Below are 20139 nucleotides of genomic sequence, written 5' to 3'. Positions count from 1 at the left end.
AGCTGCACGGAAGGCTCATTGTATGCCCGACGCCGCCCAATGGAAATAGAGTGCCGCAGCAGGTGCCGCGAAAACGATTCCGTCCACCCGGTCAAGGATGCCGCCGTGGCCGGGGATGAGGTTGCCCGAATCCTTGGCGCCGAAGCGGCGTTTCACGGCACTTTCAAACAGATCGCCGATCTGGGCGACGACCGCGAGGCCAGCGGCCAGCAGGCCAAGCTCCATCGGACTATGCCAAGCAGTGATCGCAGCAATGGCAGCACCCACGGCACCGGCCAGCAGCATGCCGCCGAGAAGCCCCGCCCATGTCTTCTTCGGGCTGATGACAGGCGCGAGCTTCGGCCCGCCGATGCCCTTGCCGAAGAAATAACCGCCCACGTCCGTCGCCCAGACGAGCAGGAAAACGAAAATCACGGTCAGGAAGCCTTCCGGCAACTTGCGGATCAGGTCGAGCGCGAAGATGGGCGCCCCCACATAGCCGATCCCGGCGGCCCACCAGCCGATGCGGCCAGCTGCCCCCTGCCCCTTGGTGGCGAGAAGCCATCCGCCAATCGCCAGAACGGCGAGCAAGGCGACGCCTTCAACAGCCGCGAAAACCGGTGTGGAAAAGAGGATAAGCATGGCAACGGGCAACAGGACCAGCGCACCGGCAACCTTCGAGCCGCCAAGCGTGAGCCCTGCCCATTCGAACGCCATAAGCGCCGCCCCAAGGATCAGGAGGCAATCGAACCACAAGCCGCCAGCCCACACAGCACCAAGAACAGGTGGCAGCAGCGCGAGCGCTGCAACGATACGTTTGAAGAGATTGTCACTGAGGCCGAGCGGCATGCTTGCTCCCGTTCCGTCAGGGGCGCGCGCCGAAGCGGCGGTCGCGGCCATGATAGGCGCTGACGGCCTCGGCAAAGGTTTTCTCGTCAAAATCCGGCCAGTAGATATCCATGAACAGGAATTCGGAATAAGCCGCCTGCCATAACAGGAAGTTCGACAGGCGCTGCTCGCCGCTTGTGCGGATGATCAGGTCTGGATCCGGAATGTCGTGGGTGGAAAGCTCCAGCGCGAAGCGTTCCTCATTGAGGTTCTCAAGCGATTCCCGCCCTTCGACCACAGCCGTGGCCAGCGCGCGGGCCGCCCTGACAATCTCGTCCCGCGAGCCATAGCTCAGCGCGATCACGAGGGTCAGCCGGTCATTGTCGCGGGTCATGTGCTCGGCGTCGTCGATCATCTTGTTGATGTCGGCAGCGAGCCGGTCGCGGCGGCCGATGATGCGCAGGCGCACCCCTTCCTTGTGCAGAGACTTGATCTCGCGGGAAAGATAGGTCCGCAGAAGCCCCATAAGGTCCATGACCTCGTCAGCCGGGCGGTTCCAGTTTTCCGACGAAAAGGCATAAAGGGTCAGGTAGCGAACGCCCTGAATAACCGCACCGCGGACGGCGGCGCGGACGGCATCGGCGCCCTTCCGGTGCCCGGCGGCACGCGGCAAGCCGCGCGCGGCGGCCCAGCGCCCGTTGCCATCCATGATGATGGCAACATGGGTGGGCGCAGACGGATGGCCGGAGCCCCCTTCCCGCGCCGGATCGCTTACCGGATTATGCCTGTCGTCGGGCACTCGGCTTATACCTGCATGATCTCTTGCTCTTTCTGAGCAAGGGCCTGATCAATGTCCTTGATGTGACGGTCGGTCAGCTGCTGTACCTCGTCCGAGTATTTCTTGTGCTCGTCCTCGCTGATGACCTTGTCTTTCTCGGCCTTCTTCAGCATGTCCATGCCATCACGGCGCACGTTGCGCACAGCGACGCGGGCCTGTTCGGCATATTTGCCGGCAACCTTCTGCAGCTCCTTGCGGCGCTCTTCGTTCAGTTCCGGGATCGGCACGCGCACATTCTGGCCGTCGATCATCGGATTGAGGCCGAGGCCGGCGTTGCGGATGGCTTTTTCAACGGCCGATACGGCCGAACGGTCCCAGACCTGTACGGTCAGCATGCGGGCTTCCGGCACCGAAATCGTGCCAACCTGGTTGATCGGCATCATCGAGCCATAAAGGTCGACCACCACGGGCTCCAAGAGGCTTGCGCTGGCGCGACCGGTACGAAGGCCTGCAAATTCGTGCTTCAGCGCGTCATTCGCGCCTTTCATGCGCCGGTCGATTTCCTTGATCTGTTCTTTCATGGATCATTCTCCGCTGACGATGGTGCAGGTTCCCTTGCCCTGCAGAACGTTCACGAGCGCATTTTCGGAATGGATCGAGAACACGACGATCGGGATGTTGTTTTCGCGGCTGAGGGATATGGCCGAGGCATCCATGACCTTCAGGTCCTGGCGCAACACATCCATGTAGGTGAGGGTTTCGTAGCGAACGGCTGAAGGGTCTTTCTTGGGGTCGGCATTGTAGACACCGTCCACCTGCGTACCCTTCAGAAGCGCGTTGCAGTTCATTTCGGCAGCGCGAAGTGCTGCAGCCGTGTCGGTGGTGAAGAAGGGGTTGCCGGTCCCCGCCGCGAAAATCACCACGCGGCCCTTTTCAAGGTGGCGGATGGCACGGCGGCGGATATAGGGCTCCGACACACTCGCCATCGGGATGGCCGACTGCACGCGGGTATGCACACCGATACGCTCAAGCGCACTTTGCAGCGCCAGTGCGTTCATCACCGTCGCCAGCATGCCCATATAGTCGGCAGTGGCCCGGTCGATCCCGGAGGCCGCCCCCTTGAGGCCGCGGAAGATATTACCGGCTCCCACAACAACGCACACTTCGGTGCCGATATCGCGGGCCTGTTTGATTTCCTGCGTCACGCGGTCCAGCGTTTCGGGGTCGATGCCATAACTGCCGTTCCCCATAAGGGCCTCACCGGACAGTTTGAGAAGGATACGCTTGAACCTTGGCTCTGCGGACGACATGAAAGATCAACTCCCCTTTGGCGATGAAGCGGCGGCAGTGTATCGGGACTGCCCGTCACGCACCATCGCAGAATGATATAGACCGAGCAGGTGCCTGCGGCCTACCCCTTTTTTGAGGCAAGGCCATGGCAGGCCCACAAAAAAAGCCCGGCGGGAGGTCCAGCCGGGCTTTCTTCGAAGATCAGCGCTTAGCGACCGGCGACAGCGGCCACTTCTGCTGCGAAATCTTCTTCTTTCTTCTCGATGCCCTGACCGAGTTCCATGCGGACATAGCCGGTCAGTTCGATCGCGGTGCCGGCGTCTTTGGCGGCCTTGGCAATCACGTCCTTGACCTTGGATTCGCCGTCCATGACGAAGACCTGCTCGAGGAGCACGACTTCTTCATAATATTTGCGCATGCGGCCTTCGATCATCTTCATGATGATCTCGTCCGGCTTGCCGGATTCGCGTGCCTTTTCGATCTGGACCTGCTTCTCGCGCTCGACAAGCTCGGGATCGAGCTCGGCGGTGTTCAGCGAAGCGGGGTTCGCAGCCGCGATGTGCATGGCAAGCTGCTTGCCAAGGCCAGCGAGGGCTTCTTCACCGGCAGCCGACTTGAGGCCGACGAGAACGGCGATCTTGCCCATACCATCGGCAACGGCGTTGTGGATATAGTGAGCCACATAGCCTTCCGGTACTTCCACGACGGCAGCGCGGCGGATCGACTGGTTCTCGCCGATGGTGGCCACGTTATCGGTCAGCACATCAGCAACGGTTTTCGAGGTGCCCGGATACGTGGCGGCCTTGATGGCTTCCACATCGGTACCGACCGACAGAACAACACCTGCGACATCAGCCACGAACTTCTGGAACTTGTCGTTGCGGGCAACGAAGTCGGTTTCCGAGTTCACTTCGACAACAGCAGCGCGGGTGCCTTCGGTTTTCACAGCAACGAGGCCTTCAGCGGCAACGCGGCTTGCTTTCTTGGCGGCAGCAGCGAGGCCCTTGGTGCGCAGCCAGTCAACGGCAGCTTCGAGGTTGCCATCGGTTTCGGCGAGGGCTTTTTTACAGTCCATCATGCCGGCGCCGGTTTTTTCGCGCAGTTCCTTGACGATTGCGGCGGTAATTTCAGCCATCGGAAATCTCCTTGGGGGCGTGAGAGGGGTTGTTGGCCACTGAATGGCCAAAGGCCCCGTACGGGAAGACCCGTACGGGAGCCCTGTTACAGCTTGATTACTCAGCTTCAGCCGGAGCAGCAGCTTCTTCAGCAGGCGCTTCAGCAACGGCGCCGAGGTCAACGCCTTGTGCGCTCAGGTCAGCCTGGATACCGTCGAGGACGGCTTCAGCCACGAGGTCGCAGTAAAGCTGGATGGCGCGGGTCGCGTCGTCATTGCCCGGAACCGGATAGTCGACGCCTTTCGGCTTCGAGTTGGTGTCGAGGACGCCAACAACCGGGATGCCAAGACGGTTGGCTTCGGCAATGGCGAGATCGTCACGGTTCACATCGAGAACGATGATGATGTCCGGCAGGCCGCCCATGTCCTGGATGCCGCCGAGCGAAGCTTCAAGCTTTTCGCGCTGACGGGTCAGGGTCAGGACTTCTTTCTTGGTGAGGCCAACGCCGCCGGCATCCAGAAGAGCGGTCAGCTCTTTCAGGCGCTTGATCGACTGCGAAATGGTCTGCCAGTTGGTGAGCATGCCACCGAGCCAGCGGTGGTTCACATAATACTGGCCGCAACGCTTGGCAGCTTCGGCGATGATCGGCGAAGCCTGACGCTTGGTACCAACGAAGAGAACGCGGCCGCCCTTGGCAACAACTTCACGGATCGCCTGCAGGGCGCGGGTGAAGTAAGGAACGGTTTGCGAAAGGTCGATGATATGAACGCCGTTACGGTCACCGAAAATAAACGGTGCCATTTGCGGGTTCCAACGGTGGGTCTGGTGACCAAAGTGAACGCCAGCTTCGAGAAGGGCGCGCATATCGACTTGCGGCATGGCCATGGTATCTGTCTCCTTTACCGGTTAAGCCTCCGCGGGGTTGCGCATGCCTGTTTCCAGACCTGCACCGGTCGGCCGCCCGGCCATGCATCAGCCGGTGAGCCTTGAGACCCCGCGTGTGAAGTCGCGGCTCTCTTAGGCGCTCGGCCACCATAGATCAAGCGATTTTTGAGGATTCACGCCTTTTTCGGGGCGGGCGTGCCGGATTCGACACGCAGTTCACGAGGCGTGGCTTCCACAACCCCATATCCCGTTTCAGGATTGATGCGAACGACCGTGCCATCCGCCGTGCGCTTGAGGACCGGCAACGTGCAGACAACCGGCGTGCGCCGCGCCATGGCAATCGCTTCGGAAACCGAGCCCGCCCGGGCAAGCTTGATGAGATTGAGCCGGGTCGGGAACATCAGGGGTGCCTCGTCCCTGTCCCAGTCGGCGAGCACCTTGGCGGGCGACAGCCACAACAGGTCGTCAGCCTCCGCAATATTCCGCACCAGCCGCTGGTTCCGGTGCAGGGGTGCCAGGTAGAAGCGTGTGTCGAAGCGCAAGGGCAGCATCTCGGGCGTTATCCAGTGAGCAAAGAAGACCATCTCGGAAACCGCCAGCTGCACACCAGCCTGATCGAGCGCCTGCCCGAGCGGGCGGTGATTGATCCGCCGCTGCGGCACCGGGCCATCGGCCAGCAGGATGCCGGTTTCCTCAAAAAGCTCGCGCGCGGCAGCGATGCGGTTCGGCAGGTCTGCGCCTGTGCGGAAACTGTCGATCCGGGTTCGCCAGTAAGAAATTCGCATGTCGGCCGCGTCCACCGCCCCGCCGGGGAACACAAGTGCGCCGGGGGCGAAACGCATATGCCGCGGCCGCTGCATCATCAGGACCTCGAGCCCGGCGCGACCATCGCGGATCAGGAGAATGCTGGCGGAAGGCCGGGCCGACACGATCGGGGCATCAGGTTTCATTCACGGCCTCCACGCCGATTTCGGCGGCAATCGCCTGCACCAGTTCCGGCGTCACCTTGTAGCGGCCCGGCAACTTGAACTCGACATAGCGACGCCCGGCAGCCACCGGCATACGCAGCACCACGCGCCCCCTGCCCCCGGCCTTGCGGTCGAGCGAAGCCTTGGTGCCAGCAAGCGCGCTTTCATCATTCAGGATCACATAGAGGCCACGGTCGGAGGTTGCAGCCACCGCTTCGAGGCTTTCCATCCCGCGGTTCGAAAGCCGAACTGTATCCTCATCATCTCGTTTGCGGACCTGCACAGTCACCACGAGCGGCGCCCCTTCATCGACAAGCGCGCGGACGGTATCGAGATCGTCTTCAAAGATCATCAGCTCGAATGCGTCTGTCTGGTCGGAAAGGGTCAGCGAGCCAAACTTGCGGCCAGTCTTTTTCGACGTGCCCTCGCGGTAGCCAAGGATGGCCCCCGCCATGCGGATCGTCTGCCCGACGAGGCCAAAATCGGCAAACACCTCGCGTGCTGGCACCATGCGTTCGCGCTCCAGGATTTTATGGTAGGCGTCCAGCGGATGCGCCGAGATATAGAAGCCGACGGCCTTGCGTTCGGCATCCAGTTTTTCCGTATCCGTCCACGGCTTCACAATGGGCAGCACCGGGCGGTCCACCACGCTTGTAGCATCGCCAAACAGGCTCACCTGATTGGAGCCGCGCTCCTCTGCCCGCATCTGGGCCGTGCGCATGATGATCTCGGCTGAGGCATGCGCGGTTGCCCTGTCCTCGATCAGGCAATCGAAGGCACCAGCAGCGGCCAACTGTTCGAGCTGGCGCTTGTTCAGATATTTGGGATCGATCCGCTCGGCAAAGTCCATCAGGTCCTTGAAAGGGCCGTTCGCCGTGCGTTCGGCAACGATGGTTTCCACCGCCTTTTCACCCACGCCCTTGATGGCCGCAAGCGCATAGCGGACGCCCTGATTGAAGCGCGGATCGTCGTCCTTTTCGCAGTAAGGGTCGGTTTTCTCGACCGTGAAGAAGACGTCCGACCTGTTGATATCCGGCAGCAGAAGCGGGATATCGCTGCGCTGCAATTCCTGTTTGAAAACAGCGAGTTTATCCGTGTTATTCAAGTCAAGCGTCATGATCGCTGCCATGAACTCGACCGGGTAATTCGCCTTCAGGTAAGCCGTGTGATAGGCAACGAGCGCATAGGCAGCGGCGTGCGATTTGTTGAAGCCATATTCAGCGAACTTGGCGACAAGATCGAAGATCAGGCTGGCGGTATCGGCATCGATTCCATTCTTGACGGCGCCGTCGCAGAAGCGGTCCCGCTGCTTGTCCATCTCCTCCTTGATTTTCTTGCCCATGGCGCGGCGCAACAGGTCGGCTTCGCCAAGGCTGTAGCCGGACATGACCTGCGCGATCTGCATCACCTGTTCCTGATAGATGATGACGCCGTAGGTCTCGCCCAGGATCTGCTCAAGGATCGGGTGCGGATACTGAACCTCTTCCCGGCCGTGCTTCCGGTCCACATAGGTCGGGATATTGGCCATCGGGCCGGGGCGGTAAAGCGCCACGATAGCGATGATATCCTCGAACTTATCAGGGCGGAGACCCTTCAGCACCGCGCGCATGCCGGAGCTTTCAAGCTGGAATACCCCGCCGGCATCACCCGCCGCCAGCAGGTCAAAGGTTGGCTTGTCGTCAAGCGGCACGGCGGCCATATCAAGATCGATACCGCGTAGCCGGATATAGTCGACCGCGCGGTCGATCACCGTCAGCGTCTTCAGGCCGAGAAAGTCAAACTTCACAAGGCCTGCCAGCTCCACCCATTTCATGTTGAACTGGGTCACCGGCATATCCGATTTCGGATCGCGGTAGAGGGGCACCAGCTGGTCAAGCGGCCGGTCGCCGATCACCACACCGGCGGCGTGGGTGGACGAGTGGGCGTAAAGGCCTTCCAGCTTCAGGGCACGGTCCATCACATCGCGGGTCAGTTCGTCGCTGTCGATCTCGCGCTGCAAGCGCGGTTCGGCATCGATGGCCTCCTTGAGGCTCATCGCATTGCCGGGGTCGTTGGGGATCAGCTTCGACAGCCGGTCAGTCACCGGATAGGGCTGCTGCATCACCCGCCCACAGGCCTTCACCACAGCGCGGGCCTGCAATTTACCGAAGGTGATGATCTGGGCCACATGGTCGTGCCCGTATTTTTCCTGCACATAACGGATCACGCGTTCGCGCTTGTCCTGGCAGAAGTCGATATCGAAGTCAGGCATCGAGACGCGTTCGGGATTCAGGAAGCGCTCGAACAGCAGCGAGAAGCGCAGGGGGTCAAGGTCTGTGATCTTCAGCGCCCAGGCGACAAGCGAACCTGCCCCCGAGCCACGACCCGGCCCCACCGGGATATCGTGGTCTTTCGCCCACTGGATAAAGTCCGCCACGATCAGGAAGTAGCCCGGGAAGCCCATCTTGACGATGATGCCAATCTCGAACTCCATCCTCTCCCAATAGGGCTTTTCCCAGTCCTGATCCTGGCCTGGCGTCAGCTCTTCCTCGCGCGCCTTGAAATCCAGCCGCTCACGCAGGCCTTCTTCGGTCATCTTGCGCAGCATGTCGTCCTCGGACACATCCATGCCGCGCGTGAAGTTCGGCAACAGCGGATTGATCTTGTTGACCTTGAAGGCGCAACGCTTCGCAATTTGCAGCGTATTTTCAATCGCTTCTGGCAGGTCTTTAAAGAGATCAATCATCTCTTCCGCTGTCTTGAAGCGATAATCGGGATTAAGGCGGCGGCGTTTCTGCTCGGCGACATAGGTGCCATCCGCAATGCAGAGAAGCGTGTCATGCGCTTCATACATGCTCGCACTTGTGAAGTATGGCTGGTTGGTCGCCACAAGCGGCAGGCCATGCTTGTAGGCCATGTCGATGAAGGCTTCTTCGGTCGCGTCCTCTTCCGGCAGGTCGTGACGCTGCAGCTCCACATAAAGCCGGTCAGGGAAAATCCCGGCGAGATAGCGGAGGCAGCTTTCGGCCTCCATCCCCTGCCCCATGACAAGGAGGCTGCCCACCGGCCCAGCCACACCGCCCGTAAGGCAGATGATGCCATCGGTGAAGCCTTCCAGCGCATCAAGCGGCAATTGCACGCCGAGCTGCGGGTCGCTTTCAAGGTGCGCCTTCGAGACGATCTTCATCAGGTTGGCGTACCCGGCATCCGATTGTGCCAGCAGTACCAGATGATCGGGCGGCGGGGCCTTCTTGGCGCGGCCCTCGACCTTTCTGAAGGTGTTTTTCACGCTGAGCGTCACACCGATGATCGGCTGCACGCCCGCATCCGCCGCATAGGTCGAAAACTCGAGCGCGGCGAACATGTTGTCCGTATCTGTCACTGCCACCGCCGGCAGGTTCATCCCCACGCACTGTTTGACGAGATCCTTGATATGGATCGCGCCTTCAGAAAGCGAATAGGCGGTATGGACGCGCAGATGGACAAAGCCGGCGTGGCTCATACGGGGTCAACTCCGGAACCGGTGGCGGGAAACATTGGTCGAGGTTAGCGCCCGCGGGCGCCCGGCTCAAGAGGCGATGAGCCGACCTTCCTTCAACTGGATGACCCGGTCCATGCGGGCAGCAAGGCTCGGATCGTGGGTGGCGATGACAGCCGCCAGATTCCGCTCCCGCACCAGTTCGATCATCATGTCGAACACACGGGCAGCAGTGGCCTCATCAAGGTTGCCTGTGGGCTCGTCCGCCAGCAGCAGCTTCGGGTCATGCACCAGCGCACGGGCCACGGCCACGCGCTGCTGTTCCCCGCCCGACAGGCGCGAGGGCGTGTGCTCCAGCCGTTCGCCAAGCCCCATGCGGGTGAGGATGGCGGCCGCCTTGTCGTTCGCCGTGCGGGTCGATGCCCCGCCGATCCTGAGCGCCATGGCGACATTCTCAAGCGCCGTGAAATCGGGGAGCAGGTGGTGGAACTGATAGACAAAGCCAAGCTCGTGCCGGCGCACGCGCGTGCGGGCTTCGTCATCAAGGCTCGATACCACCCTGCCCCCGATGGCGACGCTGCCTTCGGTCGGATGGTCCAGAAGCCCGGCGATCTGCAGGAAGGTGGATTTGCCAGCACCAGACGCGCCCACGAGCGCCACAATCTCTCCCGCTTTTACGGCCAGATCAACGCCGTGCAGGATTTCGATGGTTTTCTCACCCTGCGTGAAGCGGCGCTTGAGGCCGCTGACCTGAAGGACCGCGTCACTCATAGCGCAGCACCTCCACCGGATCGAGGCTTGCCGCCCGGCGTGCCGGGAACAGCGCGGCGAAGAAGGAAAGCACCACGGCAATGCCGATGGTGAGGCCGACTTCAAGCCAGTCCACCTTGGTTTTCAGGCTGGAGATAAACCGAACGGACGGATCCCACAGATTGAAGCCAAGCAGGGCTTCGATGCCTGATTTGATAGCATCCAGATTGGCGATCAGCGCCCATGAAAGCAGGCAGCCCGTGCCGATCCCGAGGAAGGCAACAGCAAGCCCGACGGTGACAAAGATGCGCATGATCGAGCCCCGGCTGACACCCAGCGTGCGCAGGATGGCGATATCGGCGGCCTTGTCCTTCACCAGCATGAACAAGCTGGAAGCGATGTTGAAGACCGCCACAAGGATAATGAGCGCGAGAATCATGAACATGGCGACCCGCTCGGTCTGCAGCGCACCTACAAGCGCCTGATTGAAGCTGGTCCAGCCCCGCACCGCCGCGCGTTCGCCGACAATTGTCGTCAGTTCCGGCATGTAACGATCCAGCCGCTCGGGGTCATTCAGGAAAACCTCGATATTGGTGACGGCATCCCCCATGCGGAAAAAGTCCTGCGCGTCCATCAGCGGCATGCCGATGAAGGTTTCGTCGAACTGGTAAACGCCCACCTCGACAACAGCCGCGACCGGAAAAGCGAGATAACGGAGGGACGATCCGAAAGGCGTGGCCACCGGCTTCGGGCTCACGATCGTTACCTGATCGCCGGCCACGATGCCGAGCTGGCGGGCAAGCTGGTATCCGATGATCAGGCCGCCGGTTTCAGGCGCCTTGGCGAGTTCGCCGTCCACCACCCGCGCGATGGCGAGCGAGCCATCCCGGAAATCCTGTTCCGGTATACCGCGCACGATGGCACCCCATGCGCGGCCGTCCTTGGTGACCATCACCTGCGCTTCGGTGAAGGGCATCACCTTCACCACGCCGGGTGCGGCCTTCAACTCGTCGACCAGCGGTTCCCACTTTTCAATGGTCTGGCCATAGCCCTGCACCAGCACGTGGCCGTGATAGCCGAGGATCTTGTCCATCAGGTCGGCACGGAAGCCGTTCATCACCGACATGACAACGATAAGGGCAGCGACACCCAGCCCGATGGCGACGACCGATAGCGCCGCCGTCAGACTGATGAAACCATCCTTGCGGCGGCTTGTCAGATAGCGCCGCGCCACCGACCATTCGAAGGCATTGATGAGCACGCCCGGTGTCCCTTCCCTCTCGTCTCGTCATGCCGGGCTTGACCCGGCATCCAGTCGCTGAACCCCGGATCAAGTCCGGGGTAACGGTTTATGGCGTTACGAAAGCTTCGCCACGATCTCCGCAAGCGCGACTTCCGTCTTCTCACCGGTCGCGCGATTCTTCAGCTCGACCATGCCTTTTTCAAGGCCGCGCGGGCCCACGGTCACCTGCCACGGCAGACCGATCAGGTCCATATTGGCGAACTTGGCGCCTGCCCGCTCGTCGCGGTCGTCATACAGGACTTCGACGCCAGCAGCGCCAAGATCCTTGTATAGCTGCTCGCAGGCACCGTCGCAGGCCGCATCGCCCGAGCGCAGGTTGATGAGGCCAACCTTGAAGGGCGCGACCGATTCCGGCCAGATGATGCCGTTGTCATCATGGAAGGCTTCGATGATGGCGCCGATGAGGCGCGACACACCGATGCCGTAGGAGCCCATCTCGACATTGACCAGCTCGCCGTCAGGACCCTGCACGGTTGCGCCCATCGGCTTCGAATATTTGTCGCCGAAATAGAAGATATGACCAACCTCGATACCGCGGCCGGTGACAAGATCACCTTCCGCCACACCACAGGTGGCCGCGTCGTGCATTTCCTCGGTCGCGGCATAGATGCTGGTCCAGTCATCCACGATCGGCTGCAGGTCGGCGTCGAAATCGGGATTGAGCGACAGGGCATCCTTCTTCTCGAAGTCCTTGTGGAAGAAGACCTGGCTTTCGCCGGTTTCCGCCAGAATGATGAATTCGTGGCTGAGGTCGCCGCCGATGGGGCCGGTGTCGGCGCGCATCGGAATGGCTTTCAGGCCAAGGCGAGCAAAGGTGCGCAGATAGGCCACAAACATGGCATTATAGCTTCTCACCGCACCTTCGGGTGTCAGGTCGAAGCTGTAGGCATCCTTCATCAGGAATTCACGGCCGCGCATCACGCCGAAACGGGGGCGAATCTCGTCCCGGAACTTCCACTGGATGTGGTAGAGCATCTTCGGCAGGTCGCGGTAGGAGCGCACTTCCTTGCGGAAGATATCGGTGATCAGCTCTTCGTTCGTGGGGCCATACAGCATCTCGCGGCCGTGGCGATCCTCGATCCGAAGCATTTCCTTGCCGTAATCTTCATAACGGCCGCTTTCGACCCACAGCTCGGCCGACTGAATGGTGGGCATTAGAAGCTCTTGCGCGCCGGCGCGGTCCTGTTCCTCGCGGACGATGGCTTCGATCTTCTTCAGCACGCGCAGACCCAGTGGCAGCCAGCTGTAGATACCCGCCGCACCTTGGCGGATCATCCCGGCGCGCAGCATCAGGCGGTGCGATGCAATTTGCGCTTCCGAAGGGGTTTCTTTGAGCGTGGGCAGGAAATAGCGGCTGAGGCGCATGGAAAGAAGCTCTCTTGGTGGAATTGGATGGTCTTCTCTAATGCCGCTCTGGCCCGCAATAGGCAACGGCTTTCTGCGAGAACGACCCAAAAGACACCGGGAAGTTGAATAGCGGCGACTACCCGGCGTTACCCTGTTGCAGCGGCGCAACATAAACCAAGAAAGATGGTTCAGCCCCCTATCAAATACGCATTCGGGCAGGTGACAGCAGCACCAGCATCCCATAGCGTTTCTCAAGCGCGGAGCTGAAAGCCCATCGTGGCCCACGCTCAGGGAGGACTAGCGCATATCGGCGAGACACGCGAAAGCGGAGATCGCGCCGCTCACCGGCAAAGCCGGGGGAATCAAAAAGCAAGGCCCTTGAATGGTGCCTTGCTTTTTCATTTTCAGCTGCAGTCTTGTGCGACTTAGCGGGCCATATCGCGGAAGCTGATCAGGCCCGACGTGGCAATCAGATAGAAGATCAGCGTACCCACCGCCGCGACCAGCGACGTGATGATGATCTTCTTGCCGAGATTCGGGTTGGCGGGTGCGCCCGGCATTTCGCCGTCGATTGCCTTGTCGCCTGCTTCCTCGTGCGACTTGATCCCGGTTGAGAGAATCGGGAAGAAAGCCAGCCACCAGATCACAACATAGATAAGGATGATGCTCGGGATCGACATGGGCCTTATACCTCCTCGATCTCGACCAAAGTGCCGCAGAAATCCTTCGGGTGCAGGAACAGGACGGGCTTGCCGTGCGCACCGGTCTTGGGCTCGCCGTCGCCCAGCACCCGGCCACCTGCCGCGATGATATGATCACGGGCTGCGAGGATGTCCTCCACCTCATAACAAAGATGGTGCATGCCGCCCGCCGGATTGTTGGCAGCGAACTTGGCAATCGGCGAATCTTCGCCAAGCGGCAGCAGAAGCTCGATCTTGGTGTTCGGCAGCTCCACAAAAACCGTCGTCACGCCGTGGTCCGGCAGGTCCACAGGTGCCGACACCTTGGCGCCGAGCGTATCCCGATATACGGCGGTGGCCGCTTCCAGGTCATTCACAACAATTGCCACATGATTGAGCTTGCCGATCATAGCGCCCTTCCCTTCAGCCAAAATCGATCTCGTCCTGCCGCGTGATCAGGATATCGACCGACGGATTGCGGCCGATTTCCTTGCGGCAGAGGCGGCGGATCGCCACGCGAGCGGCCTCTTCCACCTTGTCGTCGTCCTCGCGGTCACCCTTTGAAAGCCGCTCCAGCGCGTCTTCCACATCGGCGACCATCGAATCATAGAATGTATCATCGTCCTGACGCGGCAACCCGCGCAGGGCCAGAAGCGGTTCCACCGCCAGCCGGCCCTTCACATCAAGAATGACGCTTGCAGCCACATAACCATTCATGGCGATACGGCGACGGTCCACGATGGAAACGCCGTCTGCTGGCACCACAACGCTGCCATCAAGGGCGGTGCGGCCCACGGGAGCCTTGTCGATCAGCTTCAGCCCGTCTTCCGAAATCTCGATCACATCGCCGTTCGCCGGCACGATCGTATGCTTGACGCCAATCTCAAGCGCGAGCGCGGCGTGGCGATACAGATGGCGGGCCTCGCCGTGCACCGGGATGGCGCAGGTCGGCTTCGTCCAGCCATACATCTTCCGGAGTTCCGCGCGGCCGGGGTGACCGGACACATGCACAAAGGCATCCTTTTCGGTAATCACCTTCACACCCTTTTCAACCAGTTGATTGAAAAGCGCGCCCAAGGTGATCTCGTTGCCCGGAATGATCTTCGACGAGAAGATAACCGTATCGCCGGGGGCGATATTCAGGTGTTTGTGATCGTCCCGTGCGATACGGGCGAGCGCGGCGCGGTCCTCGCCCTGACAGCCGGTGCAGGCGATCAGGATCTTGTCGCGCGGGAAGGCGCCCGCATCGGCTTCATCCACAAGCTCAGGGAAATCGGTGAGGTAGCCGGTGGCCTGCGCCGCCTTCAGGATGCGATGCATCGACCGACCCAGCAGCACGACATGACGGCCGTGCGCGCGAGCCACCTGCCCGATGGTATCAAGCCGCGCGACGTTGGAGGCGAACGTGGTGATAACCACCCGTTCCTTGATTCCGCCGACGATATCCATCAGGCTTTCCTTCACGGCAGCCTCGGACCCGGATTCGCTTTCATTGAAAACGTTGGTGCTGTCGCCAACCAGCGCCAGAACGCCCTTGTCGCCCAGCGCCTTCAGCGTCGGTGACGGGCAGACGGGGCCGATGATCGGCCGGTCGTCCAGCTTCCAGTCCCCCGTATGGAAGATGGTGCCCCGGCTCGTTTCAATCGCAAGGCCATGCCCTTCGGCAATCGAATGCGCCAGCGGCACATAGGTGACGGTGAAGGGACCGAGCTTGAAGGGTTCGGACTGGTTGACGATCGTCAGCGGCACCACATCCAATAGTCCGGCTTCAGAAAGCTTGTCCTTGATCAGTTCCGCCGTAAAAGGCGTGGCGTAAACAGGGCAGCGGAAGCGCGACCACAGATAGGGCACGGCGCCGATATGGTCCTCGTGCCCGTGCGTGACCACAAGGCCCACGAGATCTTTCTGTTCGTCCTCGATAAAGGCCGGATCGGGGAAGATGAGGTCCACACCTGGTGTGCCGGCATCCGCGAAGCTCATGCCGCAATCCACCATCAGCCACTTGCCTTTGTGGCCATAGAGATTGAGGTTCATCCCGATTTCGCCGGAGCCGCCAAGGGGCAGAAACAGCAGGCGGTCGTCACTGGCGCGTAAATAGGCCATCAGAATTCCTTGTTTAGGCGGAGGCCATATTACGCTCGTAAATGAGGCGCAGCCCCTGCAGGGTCAGATCACCGACCACCATATCGATGGAGTCGGTGCGATTGGAGAAGATGGTGGCAAGCCCCCCGGTCGCCAGCACCTTCATGGTTGGGCTGTGTTCGGCCTTCAGGCGCGCCACAAGCCCTTCGATCATGCCGACATATCCCCAGAATACACCCGACTGCATGGCTTCGAGCGTGCTTTTTCCCGTCACCTGATCGGTGGCGGGCGGGTTGACGGCGATCCGCGGCAGCTTTGCCGCTGCCTGATGCAAAGCCGACAGGGAGAGATTGATGCCGGGGCAGATCACGCCGCCGAGATAGGCTCCATTGTCTCCCACGATATCAAACGTTGTGGCCGTGCCGAAATCCACCACGATGGCCGGCCCGCCGAACAGCGCATTGGCTGCCACCGCGTTCACCAGCCTGTCGGCACCGACTTCGGCCGGATTCTTGACCAGAACCTCGACACCGAGCTTCACATCGGGCGCGCCGACGATCAGCGGCTTTGTGCCGAAATATTTCTGACAGAACTGTGTGAGCGGCCAGACAACCTGCGGCACAACGCTCGCGATGATCGCGCCCGTCACGTCATCAGGTCTACGGCCATGCAGCGCCATCAGATGACTGATCGAGACAAGATATTCATCTGCAGTGCGCTGGTCGTTCGTCGAAAGACGCCATTGTTCGACAATTTTCTCGCCGTCAATGAGCGCGAAGACGATGTTGGTATTGCCTGCGTCGATGGTCAGGAGCATGGTCAGAAACCCCGTTTCGGATCGGCCACTGGAAATATGTCCCCGGCATATAGGCGCATTTGCCCGCCGCCGTCCAGCGAAACGACAAGCCCGCCATCGTCCCCGAGTGTCTCGGCGCGGCCCTCGAACCGGTCGGTGGCTGTCTGGAACACCCGACGCTCCCCCAAGCCCCAGGCGTGCGCCAGCCATTCTTCGCGCACCTGTGGCCAGTCGGCGCGCTCAAGCCGGCCAAGTGCCCGCTCTACCGAGACGGCAAGGGCCGCGAAGGCTTCACGCACACTCACGCCCTGCCCCGTGACGGTTTTGATATCCGTCGCCGGGAACTGTGCATCAGCCGGATGATGGGCGAGATTGAGCCCGATCCCGATGACGAGATAGGCAAGGCCATAGGCAAGGCCACCGGCCCCATCGGCCGCACTTTCCACCAGAATGCCCGATGCCTTGCGGCCGCCGATCAGCACATCGTTCGGCCATTTCACCTGAACGCTGTCAGCGTAAGCCCCAAGCGCGATGAAGGTATCCCTGATCGCCAGCGACAATGCGAACGGCAGGCTGCCCATTGCATCCGCCTTCAGGCGAGGGAAACAAAGATGGCTTGCATAAAGATTGCCGGTCGCCGAGGTCCAGACCCGGCCACGCCGCCCACGACCTGCGGTTTGGGCGCCCGCGACCAGCCAAAGCGCCGTACGGTGTCCGCCTTCCGCCATGGCAACAGCACGGGCGTTGGTGCTGTCCAGTTCGTCAAAATAGAAGGCCTCGACCCCATGGGGGGCCGAGGCGCTCCAGTCTTCTCTTGTATCGGTCAAGATCAGTAGATCAGCGACTTCGCTGCCCAGGCTGCGGCTGCGATGAGCGGCGAAATCAGCAAGAAGCTGACCGGCGAATGCAGCACGGCCGACACACCGATCACGAGCGGGATGGCGCGGCCCTTGTCGGCGTCGAAATTGCCGGCAGGCTCGTCGAAGAACATCACTTTCACGATACGGATATAATAGAAGCAGGAAATCACGCTGGCGAGCAAGCCGACGATGGCAAGCGGGGTCAGGCCAGCTTCAACAGCGGCCCAGAAGACCACCCATTTGCCAAAGAAGCCTGCCAGCATCGGGATTCCTGCCAGCGAGAACATGAAGATGGCGATGCCGATGGCGAGCGGCAGATTGGTCTGCGACAGGCCGGCAAGATCGCCGATTTCCTCGACCATCTGGCCATTGCGGCGCATCGAAAGGATGGCTGCGAACGAACCGAGCGTCATGGTCATGTAGATGGCGATGTAAACAAGCAGCGCTTCAACGCCCGCTTCGGTGCCGGCTGCAAGGCCGACAAGCGCATAGCCGACGTGGCCGATGGACGAATAGGCCATCAGGCGCTTGATGTTGGTCTGCACGATGGCGATCACGGCACCAACGATCATCGAAGCGATCGAGATGAAGATCACAACCTGCTGCCATTCGGTGACAAGCTCGCCGAACGCGCCGAACATGGCACGCACGAACATGGCAAGCGCTGCCACCTTGGGTGCGGCCGCGAAGAAGGCCGTCACCGGGGTCGGCGCACCTTCATACACGTCCGGCGTCCACATATGGAACGGCACGGCCGAAATCTTGAAGGCGAAACCGGCGATCAGGAAGACCATGCCAACAATCACACCGATACCGGCATGCTCACCCGTTTTCACGCTGTCAGCCAGCAGGTCGAACGAGATCGTGCCGGTGAAGCCGTAGATCAGCGAGATGCCGTAAAGGAGCATGCCCGACGAAAGCGCGCCAAGAACGAAGTATTTGAGGCCAGCTTCGGTCGCGCGGTTGCGGTTCCTATGGATGGCGGCGAGTACATAGAGCGCAAGGCTCTGCAGTTCGAGGCCGACATACAGCGACAGGAGGTTGTTGGCCGAGATCATGATCATCATGCCAAGCGTGGCGAGCGCGATCAGCACCGGATATTCAAACCGGTCGATCCCGTGGTCCGCCATATAGCGCGACGACATCATGAGGGCGACACCCGAGCCTACCAGCACCAGGATCTTCGAGAAGATGGCGAAGCTGTCAGTGACGAAAAGGCCGGAGAAGGTGACGCTACGCTCGCCGCCCACATAGGCAACCAGCAGCACACCCACAAGGATGAACAGGAATACCGTCAGCGTCGATACCTGTGTGTAAGCCTTGCCCGAACGGAACACGCCGAGCATCAGGAGCGCCATCGCGCCGAGCGCCAGGACGATCTCCGGCAGGGCCGGGGCAAAGCTCGGAAGGTCTGCGGTCATCAAAGGCACTCCTTAGTGGTGAACCGGCTGCGACGCTTCTTCCGTCGCAGTTTCGGTTTCGGTAACGGTTTCCGCCGGGGCATCCACCATCGGGGCTTCCGCGGCCGGGAACTTGGTGTCGATCAGGTTGGCGACCGAGACATGGATCGGGTCGAGGAAGCTGTTCGGATAGACGCCCATCCAGAAGACGGCAGCCACCAGCGGCAGGAAGAACAGCTTCTCGCGCAGCGTCAGGTCCGGCATTGCCCGCACATCGTCCTTGTCGAGCTCGCCGAAGACGAGGCGGCGGACAAGATAGAGCATGTAGGCAGCGCCAAGGATCACACCGAACGCCGCACCGAAGGCCACCCAGCTGTTGTAGGTGTAGGCGCCGTTCAGCACGAGGAATTCACCAACGAAGCCCGAGGTGCCAGGAAGGCCGACCGATGCCATCGAGAAGATCACGAACAGCGTCGCATAGACCTTCATATTGATGGCGAGGCCGCCGTAACGGCTGATTTCGCGGGTATGCAGGCGGTCGTAAATCACGCCGATGCAAAGGAACAGCGCGCCCGAGACAACACCGTGGCTCAGCATTTGGAAGATCGCACCTTCAACACCGTTGGTATTGAGGACGAAGATACCGATGGTCACGAAGCCCATGTGGGCGACCGAGCTGTAAGCGATCAGCTTCTTCACGTCTTCCTGCACGAGGGCGACGAGCGAGGTGTAGATCACTGCAACAATCGATAGGCCAAAGACGAGCCATGCGAATTCCTGGCTTGCATCCGGGAACATCGGCAGGCTGAAGCGCAGGAAGCCATAGCCGCCCATCTTCAGAAGAACGCCGGCAAGGATCACCGAGCCGCCGGTCGGCGCCTGTACGTGGGCGTCGGGCAGCCAGGTATGCACCGGCCACATCGGCATCTTCACCGCAAACGAGGCAAAGAAGGCGAGCCACAGCCATGTCTGGACGCTGGGGTCGAAATGCGCCTGCATCAGGAGCGGGATATCGGTCGTACCGGTTTCCACAAACATGTAGAGAACGGCAACCAGCATCAGCACCGACCCGAGGAGCGTGTAGAGGAAGAATTTGAACGCGGCGTAGATCCGGTTCACACCACCCCACACACCAATCAGCAGATACATCGGAATGAGGCCGCCCTCGAAGAAGACGTAGAAAAGGAAGATATCGAGCGAGGCAAACACGCCGACCATCAGCGTCTCAAGGACGAGGAAGGCGACCATATATTCCTTCACCCGGCGCTCGACAGAGCCATAGGCCGCAAGCACCACGATGGGCATCAGGAAGGCGGTCAGCACCACGAACAGCATCGAGATGCCGTCAACACCGACATAATAATTGATCGCCCCGAACCAGTTGACGCGTTCGACAAACTGGAAGTCAGCGGTCGAACTGTCGAAGCCTGTCCACAGCACGATCGACAGCAGGAACGTGGCAAGCGTGGTGAGAAGCGCCACGGAGCGGATGTTCCGTGCCTCGATCTCGCTATCCTGGTGGCGGATCATCATGATGACCAGCGCGCCGATAAGCGGCACGGCCATGATCCACGACAGGAGATGTCCTTCAAAGAAAGTCATAGTGAAAGTCCCCTGCCCT

At 60.9% G+C, this 20139-nt stretch carries 18 protein-coding genes; all 18 read right to left on the bottom strand.

What is annotated here, in order from left to right:
- Positions 1-15: 15 nt before the first annotated feature.
- The 18 genes from OU694_RS03875 to OU694_RS03790 all read right to left on the bottom strand — a co-directional run bounded on the left by OU694_RS03875 (position 16) and on the right by OU694_RS03790 (position 20120).
- Complete coding sequence (locus OU694_RS03875; protein ID WP_308909658.1) at positions 16-828, bottom strand: phosphatidate cytidylyltransferase; 813 nt, start codon at positions 826-828, stop codon at positions 16-18.
- 16 nt (positions 829-844) lie between these two features.
- A complete protein-coding gene (locus OU694_RS03870; RefSeq protein WP_308909657.1) occupies positions 845-1606 on the bottom strand; it encodes an isoprenyl transferase in 762 nt (253 codons plus the stop codon).
- Positions 1607-1611: 5 nt separating this feature from the next.
- Positions 1612-2166, bottom strand: coding sequence for a ribosome recycling factor (frr, locus tag OU694_RS03865; protein WP_308909656.1), 555 nt, complete (start codon positions 2164-2166; stop codon positions 1612-1614).
- A 3-nt stretch (positions 2167-2169) separates the two neighbouring features.
- The gene (gene pyrH / locus OU694_RS03860; RefSeq protein ID WP_289501887.1) at positions 2170-2895 is read right to left on the bottom strand and encodes a UMP kinase; all 726 of its coding nucleotides are present in this window, start codon (positions 2893-2895) and stop codon (positions 2170-2172) included.
- 188 nt (positions 2896-3083) lie between these two features.
- Positions 3084-4010: a translation elongation factor Ts gene (gene tsf, locus OU694_RS03855; RefSeq protein ID WP_308909655.1), complete on the bottom strand. Its 927-nt coding sequence runs from the start codon at positions 4008-4010 to the stop codon at positions 3084-3086.
- Between the two features lie 97 nt (positions 4011-4107).
- Positions 4108-4875 carry a 30S ribosomal protein S2 gene (gene rpsB, locus OU694_RS03850; protein WP_373460194.1) on the bottom strand — a complete coding sequence of 256 codons (768 nt, stop codon included), beginning with the start codon at positions 4873-4875 and terminating at the stop codon, positions 4108-4110.
- 173 nt (positions 4876-5048) lie between these two features.
- Entirely contained in the window at positions 5049-5825 is a 777-nt protein-coding gene (locus OU694_RS03845) for an NUDIX hydrolase (protein ID WP_308909654.1), read from the bottom strand.
- Positions 5815-9324 carry a DNA polymerase III subunit alpha gene (dnaE, locus tag OU694_RS03840; protein WP_308909653.1) on the bottom strand — a complete coding sequence of 1170 codons (3510 nt, stop codon included), beginning with the start codon at positions 9322-9324 and terminating at the stop codon, positions 5815-5817. Before dnaE ends, OU694_RS03845 begins: the two co-directional genes overlap by 11 nt.
- A 66-nt stretch (positions 9325-9390) precedes the next feature.
- Positions 9391-10071 (bottom strand): ABC transporter ATP-binding protein, encoded by a 681-nt coding sequence (locus tag OU694_RS03835; RefSeq protein ID WP_308909652.1) that lies wholly within the window; start codon positions 10069-10071, stop codon positions 9391-9393.
- Positions 10064-11311, bottom strand: coding sequence for a lipoprotein-releasing ABC transporter permease subunit (locus tag OU694_RS03830; RefSeq protein WP_308909651.1), 1248 nt, complete (start codon positions 11309-11311; stop codon positions 10064-10066). The genes OU694_RS03835 and OU694_RS03830 overlap by 8 nt, the downstream gene beginning before the upstream one ends.
- Before the next feature lie 96 nt (positions 11312-11407).
- The gene (gene proS / locus OU694_RS03825; protein WP_308909650.1) at positions 11408-12718 is read right to left on the bottom strand and encodes a proline--tRNA ligase; all 1311 of its coding nucleotides are present in this window, start codon (positions 12716-12718) and stop codon (positions 11408-11410) included.
- 407 nt (positions 12719-13125) lie between these two features.
- Positions 13126-13380 (bottom strand): DUF1467 family protein, encoded by a 255-nt coding sequence (locus OU694_RS03820; RefSeq protein WP_308909649.1) that lies wholly within the window; start codon positions 13378-13380, stop codon positions 13126-13128.
- Between the two features lie 5 nt (positions 13381-13385).
- Entirely contained in the window at positions 13386-13790 is a 405-nt protein-coding gene (mce, locus tag OU694_RS03815) for a methylmalonyl-CoA epimerase (protein ID WP_308909648.1), read from the bottom strand.
- A gap of 13 nt (positions 13791-13803) precedes the next feature.
- A complete protein-coding gene (locus OU694_RS03810) occupies positions 13804-15483 on the bottom strand; it encodes a ribonuclease J (RefSeq protein ID WP_308909647.1) in 1680 nt (559 codons plus the stop codon).
- Between the two features lie 13 nt (positions 15484-15496).
- On the bottom strand, positions 15497-16279 hold the full coding sequence (locus OU694_RS03805) for a type III pantothenate kinase (protein WP_308909646.1): 783 nt from the start codon (positions 16277-16279) through the stop codon (positions 15497-15499).
- A gap of 2 nt (positions 16280-16281) precedes the next feature.
- Complete coding sequence (locus OU694_RS03800; protein ID WP_308909645.1) at positions 16282-17085, bottom strand: biotin--[acetyl-CoA-carboxylase] ligase; 804 nt, start codon at positions 17083-17085, stop codon at positions 16282-16284.
- Between the two features lie 2 nt (positions 17086-17087).
- On the bottom strand, positions 17088-18539 hold the full coding sequence (nuoN, locus tag OU694_RS03795; protein ID WP_308909644.1) for an NADH-quinone oxidoreductase subunit NuoN: 1452 nt from the start codon (positions 18537-18539) through the stop codon (positions 17088-17090).
- Between the two features lie 12 nt (positions 18540-18551).
- Positions 18552-20120, bottom strand: coding sequence for an NADH-quinone oxidoreductase subunit M (locus OU694_RS03790; RefSeq protein WP_308909643.1), 1569 nt, complete (start codon positions 20118-20120; stop codon positions 18552-18554).
- Between the last annotated feature and the right edge of the window lie 19 nt (positions 20121-20139).

This window comes from Pseudokordiimonas caeni (genome assembly GCF_026719705.1).
GTDB lineage: Bacteria > Pseudomonadota > Alphaproteobacteria > Sphingomonadales > Kordiimonadaceae > Gimibacter > Gimibacter caeni.
This window is presented reverse-complemented; position numbering and strand designations above follow the sequence as displayed.